The sequence below is a fragment of the Streptomyces sp. NPDC058221 genome (genome assembly GCF_042882365.1).
Lineage (GTDB): Bacteria > Actinomycetota > Actinomycetes > Streptomycetales > Streptomycetaceae > Streptomyces.
Genome location: NZ_JBHVWF010000083.1, coordinates 27,572 through 36,881, shown reverse-complemented (window position 1 = coordinate 36,881; position 9,310 = coordinate 27,572). Strand labels below are relative to the sequence as shown.

At 68.6% G+C, this 9,310-nt stretch carries 10 protein-coding genes; 3 read left to right on the top strand and 7 right to left on the bottom strand.

Annotated elements, in window-relative coordinates; translation table 11 throughout:
- Positions 1-161 precede the first annotated feature (161 nt).
- Positions 162-833 carry an endonuclease NucS gene (nucS, locus tag ACFVW8_RS24480; protein WP_384129424.1) on the bottom strand — a complete coding sequence of 224 codons (672 nt, stop codon included), beginning with the start codon at positions 831-833 and terminating at the stop codon, positions 162-164.
- A gap of 263 nt (positions 834-1,096) precedes the next feature.
- Here nucS and ACFVW8_RS24475 point away from each other — a divergent pair, with 263 nt between their 5' ends.
- A complete protein-coding gene (locus ACFVW8_RS24475; RefSeq protein ID WP_006127608.1) occupies positions 1,097-1,489 on the top strand; it encodes an SCO5389 family protein in 393 nt (130 codons plus the stop codon).
- 90 nt (positions 1,490-1,579) lie between these two features.
- On the opposite strand, the gene ACFVW8_RS24470 is transcribed toward ACFVW8_RS24475, so the two are convergent.
- Positions 1,580-2,623: an LLM class flavin-dependent oxidoreductase gene (locus tag ACFVW8_RS24470; protein ID WP_389693421.1), complete on the bottom strand. Its 1,044-nt coding sequence runs from the start codon at positions 2,621-2,623 to the stop codon at positions 1,580-1,582.
- A 210-nt stretch (positions 2,624-2,833) separates the two neighbouring features.
- Between ACFVW8_RS24470 and ACFVW8_RS24465 the strand changes: the two genes are divergently transcribed.
- Positions 2,834-3,163 (top strand): ATP/GTP-binding protein, encoded by a 330-nt coding sequence (locus ACFVW8_RS24465; protein WP_389693419.1) that lies wholly within the window; start codon positions 2,834-2,836, stop codon positions 3,161-3,163.
- A gap of 39 nt (positions 3,164-3,202) precedes the next feature.
- Here ACFVW8_RS24465 and ACFVW8_RS24460 read toward each other — a convergent pair whose 3' ends face one another.
- The 3 genes from ACFVW8_RS24460 to ACFVW8_RS24450 form a co-directional block, all read right to left on the bottom strand.
- Positions 3,203-4,087, bottom strand: coding sequence for an ABC transporter permease (locus ACFVW8_RS24460; protein WP_389693417.1), 885 nt, complete (start codon positions 4,085-4,087; stop codon positions 3,203-3,205).
- On the bottom strand, positions 4,084-5,280 hold the full coding sequence (locus ACFVW8_RS24455) for an ATP-binding cassette domain-containing protein (protein ID WP_389693415.1): 1,197 nt from the start codon (positions 5,278-5,280) through the stop codon (positions 4,084-4,086). The genes ACFVW8_RS24460 and ACFVW8_RS24455 overlap by 4 nt, the downstream gene beginning before the upstream one ends.
- A 107-nt stretch (positions 5,281-5,387) precedes the next feature.
- Positions 5,388-6,248 (bottom strand): hypothetical protein, encoded by an 861-nt coding sequence (locus tag ACFVW8_RS24450; RefSeq protein WP_389693413.1) that lies wholly within the window; start codon positions 6,246-6,248, stop codon positions 5,388-5,390.
- A gap of 254 nt (positions 6,249-6,502) precedes the next feature.
- On the opposite strand from ACFVW8_RS24450, the gene ACFVW8_RS24445 reads away from it, so the two are divergent.
- On the top strand, positions 6,503-7,399 hold the full coding sequence (locus ACFVW8_RS24445; protein WP_389693411.1) for a hypothetical protein: 897 nt from the start codon (positions 6,503-6,505) through the stop codon (positions 7,397-7,399).
- Here ACFVW8_RS24445 and ACFVW8_RS24440 read toward each other — a convergent pair.
- Complete coding sequence (locus ACFVW8_RS24440; protein ID WP_389693410.1) at positions 7,380-8,159, bottom strand: ABC transporter permease subunit; 780 nt, start codon at positions 8,157-8,159, stop codon at positions 7,380-7,382. The two genes, ACFVW8_RS24445 and ACFVW8_RS24440, sit on opposite strands and share 20 nt — an antisense overlap.
- Positions 8,160-8,163: 4 nt before the next feature.
- On the bottom strand, positions 8,164-9,189 hold the full coding sequence (locus tag ACFVW8_RS24435) for an ABC transporter ATP-binding protein (protein ID WP_389693408.1): 1,026 nt from the start codon (positions 9,187-9,189) through the stop codon (positions 8,164-8,166).
- Positions 9,190-9,310 lie beyond the last annotated feature (121 nt).

Here is a 9,310-nt window from a genome sequence, read left to right as displayed (position 1 = left end):
GGGCTAGTTGTGGCCGGGGCTTCGTCCTGAGGTGCTGGACGGGCTAGTTGTGGCCGGGGCTTCGTCCTGAGGTGCTGGACGGGCTAGTTGTGGCCGGGGCTTCGTCCTGAGGTGCTGGACGGGCTTGTTGTGGCCGGGGCTTCGCTCTTCGGTGCCGGGCGTCAGAACAGGCGGAGCTTGTCGTCCTCGATGCCGCGCATCGCGTTGTAGTCGAGGACCACACAGCCGATGCCGCGGTCCGTCGCCAGCACGCGGGCCTGGGGCTTGATCTCCTGGGCGGCGAAGATGCCCTTCACCGGGGCGAGGTGCGGGTCGCGGTTGAGGAGTTCCAGGTAGCGGGTCAGCTGCTCCACGCCGTCGATGTCGCCGCGGCGCTTGAGCTCCACGGCCACGGTCTGCCCGTCCGCGTCGCGGCAGAGGATGTCGACCGGGCCGATGGCGGTGAAGTACTCGCGGCGGATCAGGGTGTAGCCCTCGCCGAGCGTCTCGATGCGGTCGGCGAGCAGCTCCTGGAGGTGGGCTTCCACGCCGTCCTTGATCAGGCCCGGGTCGACGCCCAGCTCATGGGACGAGTCATGGAGGATTTCCTCCATGGTGATGATCAGTTTTTCGCCCGCCTTGTTCACCACGGTCCAGACGCCCTCGGTGTCACCGGTGCCCTCTTTCAGAGTGCAGGGCGGCGACATCCAGTTGAGCGGTTTGTACGCCCTGTCGTCGGCGTGAATCGACACGCTCCCGTCCGCCTTCACCAGGATCAGACGGGGAGCGGAGGGCAGGTGGGCCGTGAGCCGGCCCGCGTAGTCCACGGAGCAGCGGGCGATGACGAGACGCATGGTGGGCAACGCTACTCGACGACCGGCGGTCGACGCGATTCACCCACCTGTCACTCCATCCCCGCCCCTACCTGACCGAATCTGCCTTGTCCGCCTTTGAACCCCTTCGTTATTGGCCGGTTGTGTTCCCAATCTCCTGGTGCGGCCCGGACTGCGCGCTTACCGTGGATGCAGGAGGTCGCCGTCTGTGCACGCTGCGTCGCCGTCCTCCTTCCCTGCCCGTAAGGCCCCGGCTCTCCGTCGGGGTCGCGAGAGGAGAACCCATGTCGCTCGACGTCTCACCGGCGCTGTTGGAACAGGCCGAGCGAGGCGAGGTCGACGAAGCCGACTTCGTCGACTGCGTCCGGACCTCCCTGCCCTTCGCATGGGAGATGATCAGCTCGCTGGTGGCTCAGCTGAAGGTCGACGGCGGAGAGTTCGCCGACAACCAGACGCCTCCGCCGGACGAGCAGGCGCGCGGCCAGCTGCTGCGTGCACTCGCAAGTGATGCCATACGCGGCGCGCTGCAGCGGCACTTCGGAGTGCGTCTGGCATTCCAGAACTGCCACCGTGTCGCGGTGTTCCCGCTGGACGCCTCGGTCGACGACCGGCTGGCCAAGTTCACCTCGGTGAGGGGCCAGTTGCTCAACCAGTCGCCCGAACTTCGGGACTGCTGAACACCTTTGCTGCCGTTCCGGGCCGCGGGAGGTGCAACTGGTCCGGGGCGGCAGCTCCCGTTCGTACACCGGAAGAGCGGATTCCGGCGGTCATTTCAGGAGCGGCAGTACCTCGGTGCCCAAGCGCGCTACGTTCTCCTCCGTGGCCACCAGATCTCCCGAACCCTCGACCAGGAGCGCGAAGCGGGTGATACCCGTGCGCTCGGCCGTGGCCGCGAGCCGGTCCGCCGCGAGCCGGGGCGGGCCCACCGGGTGAATGCCGCACAGCAGCTCCGTATAGCCGACCGGGTCGCGCATCACCCGGTGTCGGCCGTCGACCGTCACATGGGCGTCCAGCCCCTGCCGCAGCCAGCCCGGCATCGCCTTCACGAGCGTCTCGGTGGCATCCTCCGTGCGGTCCGCGATCTGGGCCACCCCCGCGGACACGTGCCCGGCCTGACGCACGCTCTCCGGCGAACGGCCCGCGGCCAGCGCGCTGGACCGCCAGAGAGCGACCATCTCGGCCTTCTCCTCGTCCCCGCAGTGCATCCCGAGCAGCATGGGCAGGCCGTTCTCGGCGGCGAGCCGCACGCTCTTCGGCGAGGTGCACGCGACGATCACCTCGGGACCGCCGGGGCACTCGCCGCTCTCTCCGTCGAACAGCTCGTCGGCCCGGGGCACCACCGCCACCTCGCGGAAGCCGTAACGCTCCCCGCGGCCCGCCACGCGTGGTTCGCGCAGCCAGTCGAGCAGCAGGCCCAGGGACTCCGGGAAGCCTTTCTCGTACGCCTCCAGGCCGCCTCCGAAGACTTCGAGGTCGATCCAGGGACCGCCCCGGCCGACTCCGAGGGTGAACCGGCCGCCGCTGGTGAGGTGGAGCAGTGCGGCCTGCTCGCCGAGCACCACCGGATGCTGCGTCGGCAGCACGCTCACCGCCGTGCCCACTCGGATTCTTCGGGTGCGGCCGAGCAGCAGAGCGGCCAGCGTCACGGCGGACGGGCAGACCCCGTACGGCACGAAATGGTGTTCCGCCAGCCAGACCGAGTCGAGCCCGGATTCCTCCGCGACCTCGGCGGACCGGATCGCGCGGTGCAGCGCTTCGCCCGGCCCCTGCCCCGGAAACTGGGCTGCCAGTACAAACGTTCCCACACGCATCGCCTATAGCCTCCTTGCGGCCGACGCGGCTTTCCCCTACTGGCAACAACGTCTGACACGTGCCAAAGGCACGGTCCGGCGGGAAGTTGTTGCGATTTTCCGGTAACCCGTCCCGTCCCGGGCCCCGTGGCGCGCGGTGCGGGACGTCTGCCCCGGCCGAATGGCCCTACGCTGGACGCGAACTGCCCAGCCTGCCCCGTGAGGTGTCACGTGTCCCCGCGCCGCAACCGCCCCCGAGGCGGCGAGAGTCCCGCCGACAGCGCGAGCACGGAGGGGGGCCGGTACGGCGGCGGGGGACGCGCCGAGGAGTGGCAGGGCGAGGACTGGTCCGTCCGTCCGGTCAGCGGCGCGAGCGCGGCCGGCAAGCGCTACCGGTGCCCCGGCTGCGACCAGGAGATCCCGTCCGGCGTCCCGCACCTGGTGGCCTGGCCCGAGTACGGCGGGATCGACGACCGCAGGCACTGGCACAAGGCGTGCTGGAACGCGAAGGACCGCCGCACCACACGGGTGCAGCGGTCCAGGAACGCTCCTCGGTACTGATCTCCCTGCCGGCGCACGGCGTGGGGGTGCGGCAGCCGGTCAGACGTCGCGGCGGCTCATCGACGCGTACGCGCCGCCCATGACCACGGCGGTCACCACGAGGATGATCCACAGCGGTTCCCAGCCGGTCGGTCCGGAATCGGTGACCGAGGTGTCGTAGAAGTGGCTGAGCTGGTTGGGGATCGAGTACTCCAGGAGCCACTCCTGGAGCGTCGCGAGCGACTCGGCGAACATGAAGATCGCCAGCACGAGCGGCAGCAGCATCACCCCGATCATGATCGTGATCGCACCGGCCGAGTGCCGGATGAGCGCGCCGATCGACAGCGAGAGCAGCCCCAGGGTCGCGATGTAGAGGCCGACGCCGACCGTGCTGCGCAGCCAGTCCGCGCCGCTGGGAGCGTCGGCGTCCAGGATGGCCGTCTGGAGCATCGCGACGACCGAGGTCATCACGGTCGTCAGGACGAAGGTGAGCAGGAAGAAGACGATGGCCTTCGCGCCGAGCACCCGTCCGGGGCTCGGGCAGGCCGTCATCGTCGTACGGATCATCCCGGTGCCGTACTCCGAGGCGATGGTCATCACGCCGAGCGTGATCACGCAGATCGAGCCGAGCAGCACCCCGTAGAAGCCGAGGCTGAGCACGGGGGTGGAGCCCAGCTCGGTGTCGGACACGTCGACCGCGACGGCCGTGAGCACACCGAGGGCGAGCAGCAGCACGACCATGACGCCGAGCGTCCACATCGTGGAGCGCACCGAGCGGATCTTGGTCCACTCGGATGCGATCGCGTCGCTGAGGGTGGCCCGGCGCACCGGGATCGGCGAGGTGTAGTAACCGGCCTGCGCGCCCGGCATCTGCTGCTGCGGTGCGGGGGGCTGCTGGTACGCCTGCTGCTGGAACGGTGTCGGCGGCGTGGACGGCGTTGTCATCGGGGGTCCTCGCTGGTCTCGCGCGCGGTCGGGTCTGCGGGAGCCGCGGCGGGCGGTGCCGGGGCGGCGGCCGGAGCGGTGGGGGCGGGAGCCACCGGGGCGGCCGGGGCCTGAGCGGGCCCGGAAGCCTTCGCGTAGGGGTTCGCCCCGGGCGGCGGAGGGGCGTACCAGCCCTGCTGCGGCACCTCGGGGACGGTCTGCTGCGGCGGGGCGTACCCGGGGTGCGGCTGCCCGTACGCGTCCAGGACCGGGGGCTGCAGCCCCTCTCTCTGGTCCGCCGTGGAGCGGTAGTCCACGGCGCCCTGCGTCATCCGCATGTACGCCTCCTCCAGCGAGGCCTGGTGCGGAGAGAGTTCCCACAGCCGCACGTCGGAGTCATGGGCCAGATCGCTGATCCGGGGCAGCTGCAGCCCGGTGATCCGCAGGCCGCCGTCCGGCTCGGACATGACCTGGCCGCCGGCCTCGGTGAGCGTGGCGGTGAGCTTCTCCCGCTGTTCGGACCCGTTGTCCTGGACCCGGACCCGGGCGAAGTCGGCCGAGTTGGCCGAGATGAAGTCTGTGATGCTCATATCGGCCATCAGCTGGCCCCGGCCGATCACGATCAGATGGTCGGCGGTGAGCGCCATCTCGCTCATGAGGTGGCTGGAGACGAAGACCGTACGGCCCTCGGAGGCCAGCATCCGCATCAGGTTACGGACCCAGAGGATGCCCTCCGGGTCGAGACCGTTGACCGGCTCGTCGAAGAGCAGCACCTGCGGGTCGCCCAGCAGCGCGGCCGCGATGCCGAGCCGCTGGCCCATCCCGAGCGAGAAGCCCTTGGAACGTTTCCGGGCGACGCCCTGGAGACCGACGACACCGAGCACCTCGTCGACCCGGGCCGCGGGGATACCGGCGAGCTGAGCCAGCGAGAGCAGGTGGTTGCGGGCACTGCGACCGCCGTGCACCGCTTTGGCGTCGAGCAGGGCGCCCACCTGGCGCGGAGCGTTCGGCAGGCTGCGGTAGGCGTGGCCGCCGATCGTCACGTGTCCGGAGGTCGGCCGGTCCAGGCCGAGCATCATGCGCATGGTCGTCGACTTGCCCGACCCGTTGGGACCGAGGAAGCCGGTGACGGTGCCGGGCCGTACCTGGAAGGAAAGGTTGTACACGGCCGTCTTCGCGCCATAGCGCTTGGTCAGGCCGACTGCCTCGATCATGCTCCAGCCCCATCGACTTATCTGCTCTCGGGGCCCAGGCCGTCCGGCCGCACGCCCCCGTAAGAGTTAGGAGGATAACCAGGCCGTGACGGTTCCGGCCAAGCCGTTCACGGCAGCGAGTCGCCGAGTGGCGGCAGGTCGTCGTACGGGCGGAGGTCGGCGGAGTCGTCCAGATAGGGCAGGAAATCGGTCTGCGGGAGTACCCATCCCTCCGCGCCGAAGAGTGTGGTGCCCTTTTCGCGCAGACCGGAGTCGTTACCCGCCTTCTTCACCCAGGACGATGGGTCGGGGCCGAGCAGCTCACCTAGCCGTGGCGATGCGTGGAGCAGCGCGGCCAGGAGTTCCGACTGGTCCCCGCCGCCCGGGCGTGGTGTACCGTCCGGGCCGGCCAGCACCCCGTGCGAGCTGAAGTAGATGTATGCGCCGCCGAGCCGCTCTCCGGAGGGCATGGTCATCGGGAATTCGTCACCCGGCAGTATCGCCCGCTGGTAGTCCGGGAACTCTGTGGCGTCGACGGCTTCCAGCTGTTCGGAGTCCAGCCAGGCGACGACGAGGACCGTGTTGGCTTCCCGGTCCACATAGGGGGTGCCCGCAACGTAGCCCGCCGGACTGATGTGCCCGGAGCAGCCGACGCCGATGCCTTCCACCCGTACGGGCACCATCGGTACGGATACGGGAAGTCCGAGGCGGCTGAGCTTGTGGCTCACCTGGCCGGGAGAGGCGTTGGAGCCCACGGCGATGACGGGATGCCGACGGCCTGCCACGACCTGGCCCCGCTGCTTCAGCTCTTCGTCGAGCTGCAGCTTCTCCTCCACGTACCAGTCGCCGAGCCGCATCGGGCGTACGCCCAGCCGGAGCAGGACATTTCCGTCGAGTAGTGAGGGCTCGGGGGTCGGACGGCCCGGATAGGTCAGAGGCTCTCTGGCCGCAACTCCGTCCAGGCCCAGTGCTGCGAGGCTTCGATCCATCACAGTGACGTCCTTCGATTGGCACGGGTACGGCCAGAGCCTTCCATACCGGGTCTACCCGCAGCGAACTGCTCTGCCACCTCGCGCCCGGATTGGACGGAGCCAATTGTGGGCAGAGGGCTTTCCCGCGAAGTTTCTGGAACGGGGGTTCGAGAATGTGGACATCGGGACGGCTGCGGGGACGGAGAGGACGGCATCCCCGCTACAGGACATCTGTTCGCTGGTGGATCGCCGGCCGCTCCGTCCATGCCCTGATGCTGATGGCATTGAGTGCACTGCTCTGCCTGGCCGCGCTCATCGCGGTTGTCTGGACGCTGACCGAGCGTTCCCCGCGTAGCGCCGGAGAGCGATTACGTGATGGTGAAGGCCTGCTGAACCTGACCCTGGGAGCGCTGCGGGCCTGCGTGGGCACCGACAGTCTCAGCCCTGAGCCGGAAAGCCTTGCCCACGGCCTGCTGGCGACACTGGCCTCGCTGACGGGCTCCCTGGTTCCCGCAGTGCTCCTCGGCATCGTCCTGATCAAACTGTTCGCGCTGCGCCCCTTCATCTGGCGACGGCGTGCAAGCATCTCGCCGCACCATACTTCGGACTTTCCGGTGCCTGACGGCCGCGATGCAGATCATGCCGTCATCGCGGTGCGCTTCTACAACCACTTCGACAATCTCTCCGTCGTCGACCTCAAAGCCCAGGTGCATCTGCGCTACCTGGAGACATCACCGTTCGACGGAAGTCGCGTCATCTATAAGAAGTGGCTTGAGGTCCTCGACGAGAAGGGACAGCGAGCGGATGAACGCTCTTGGCTTGCTGTGGAGCGTGGGGCGCCGTTCACCGTATGGATACCGGTGGACGCGAGCGTGGACAGGCTGCCGCTCACCAGCATTCAGGGCAAGGATCTCTCCACGTCGGAGGATGCCAAGCTCATGGTGAGACTGACGGCTCGGACGGTGGGACTCGGTAGCGAAGTGGCCGACGAGCGCTGGTTCGACCTGGATGCGGCACAGGGCGATTTCGAGCTTGGCCGGTTCGTCCCGCTCAGGGCTGACCCGGAGCGGGACGTCTGGCAGTGGCAGGGTTGGGAGCGCTTCGACTTGCTGCTGACCGAGAACGAGGCCTTCCCGGACGGGCAATCGCCTAGGCGTCCCGCTTCTTGAGTACGAGGAAGCCGCCGATCACCGCGGCCACCACCCACGCGACCATGATCAGCAGTCCGGCCCACGGCCCGTAGGGAGCCGGGTCGCTGTTCATCGCGTCGGGCACCACCTGCATGATCTTGGACCCGGCCTGGTCGGGGAAGTAACGGGCGACGCTCTTCGCGCCCGGCACGGCCGACAGGATCTGGGAGACCAGGAAGAAGAACGGCATCAGGATGCCGAGCGACAGCATGGAGCTGCGCAGCATCGACGCCACGCCCATGGAGAAGATCGCGATCAGCCCCATGTAGAGGCCGGCGCCGACGACGGCCCGCAGCACGTTGTCCGCGCCGATGCCGATGCTGTGGTCACCCAGCAGGGCCTGGCCGAGGAAGAACGAGACGAAGCTGGTGACCAGACCGACCACCAGCGCCAGCACACCGGCGACCAGCATCTTGCTGAAGAGGAACGTGGCGCGCTGCGGCACCGCCGCCAGCGAGGTGCGGATCATGCCGGAGCTGTACTCCGTACCGACCACCAGCACACCGAAGACCACCATCGCCAGCTGACCGAGAATCATCCCGGAGAAGCTGATGAAGGTGGGGTCGAACGTGGCCCGCTCCGCGTTGGACAGGTCGTCGAACTGCGAGTTCATCACGGCGCAGAGTGCGGCGCCCATCGCGACGGTGACGAGGAACGCGGAGATCAGGGTCCAGGTGGTCGAGGAGACCGTACGGATCTTGGTCCATTCGGAGGTCAGGACCGCGGGTACCGATGCCATCTCGTCATGCCCCCTTGCCGGTGCCGGGAGCTCCGGGAGTGCTGTCGGGAGGCCCCTGGGTGCTTCCGGGCGGCTGCCACTGGTCGCCCCAGTGCGGCCCCACCGGCGGCGGCTCGGGTCCCCGCTCGGAGTGTGCGTGGTACTCCACGGAGTCCGCCGTCATCTGCATGAACGCCTCCTCCAGCGAGGCGCGCTGGGAACTCAGCTCGTGCAGCACGATCGTGTGCCGGGCGGCGAGCTCTCCCATCGCCTCGGTGGTCGCGCCGTCGATCTCCAGCGTGCCGTTGCCCGACTCGACGACGACGACGCCCTCCGCGTGCAGTACGTCGCGCAGCCGTTCCTGGTCCGGCGAGCGCAGCCGCACGTAGCTGCGGGAGTTCTCGTGGATGAAGTCGGCCATCGAGGTGTCGGCCAGCAGCCTGCCCTGGCCGATCACGATCAAGTGGTCCGCGGTCAGTGCCATTTCGCTCATCAGGTGCGAGGAGACGAAGATCGTCCGGCCTTCCGATGCGAGTGCCTTCATCAGATTCCGGATCCAGTGGATGCCCTCGGGATCCAGACCGTTGACGGGCTCGTCGAACATCAGGATCTCGGGATCGCCGAGCAGCGCAGCGGCGATCCCCAGCCGCTGTCCCATACCGAGCGAGAAACCCTTGGACTTCTTCTTCCCCACCGCCGTCAGACCGACGGTGTCCAGGACCTCCGCCACCCGGCTCTGCGGGATGCGGTTGCTCTGCGCGAGACAGAGCAGATTGTTGTACGCGCTGCGGCCACCGTGCATCGACTTGGCGTCGAGCAGCGCGCCGATGTACTTCAGGGGTTCTTCCAGGTCACGGTAGTGCTTGCCGTCGATGCGCACCGATCCGCTGGTGGGGTTGTCGAGATCGAGCATCATCCGCATCGTCGTGGACTTGCCCGCCCCGTTGGGTCCCAGAAAACCCGTCACCATCCCCGGCCTGATCCGGCACGACAACTGGTCGACGGCAACCTTGCTGCCGAAACGCTTGGTGAGGCCATCGAGCTCGATCATGCGTTCACGCTAGAACGGCCGCGGGGCCCGCGCCCCCCACAAACCCGCCCCCGGCGGGGCGGCGTGGGACCCGCCCCTGCCCCGGGGGGGCCGCGGGGGGGAGTACGTTTTTGGCCCGGGG

Coding starts and splice junctions, on each gene's coding strand:
- nucS (WP_384129424.1), bottom strand. CDS start 833: ATGCGTCTCGTCATCGCCCGCTGCTCCGTGGACTACGCGGGCCGGCTC.
- ACFVW8_RS24475 (WP_006127608.1), top strand. CDS start 1,097: ATGTCGCTCGACGTCTCACCGGCGCTGTTGGAACAGGCCGAGCGAGGC.
- ACFVW8_RS24470 (WP_389693421.1), bottom strand. CDS start 2,623: ATGCGTGTGGGAACGTTTGTACTGGCAGCCCAGTTTCCGGGGCAGGGG.
- ACFVW8_RS24460 (WP_389693417.1), bottom strand. CDS start 4,087: ATGACAACGCCGTCCACGCCGCCGACACCGTTCCAGCAGCAGGCGTAC.
- ACFVW8_RS24455 (WP_389693415.1), bottom strand. CDS start 5,280: ATGATCGAGGCAGTCGGCCTGACCAAGCGCTATGGCGCGAAGACGGCC.
- ACFVW8_RS24450 (WP_389693413.1), bottom strand. CDS start 6,248: ATGGATCGAAGCCTCGCAGCACTGGGCCTGGACGGAGTTGCGGCCAGA.
- ACFVW8_RS24445 (WP_389693411.1), top strand. CDS start 6,503: ATGCTGATGGCATTGAGTGCACTGCTCTGCCTGGCCGCGCTCATCGCG.
- ACFVW8_RS24440 (WP_389693410.1), bottom strand. CDS start 8,159: ATGGCATCGGTACCCGCGGTCCTGACCTCCGAATGGACCAAGATCCGT.
- ACFVW8_RS24435 (WP_389693408.1), bottom strand. CDS start 9,189: ATGATCGAGCTCGATGGCCTCACCAAGCGTTTCGGCAGCAAGGTTGCC.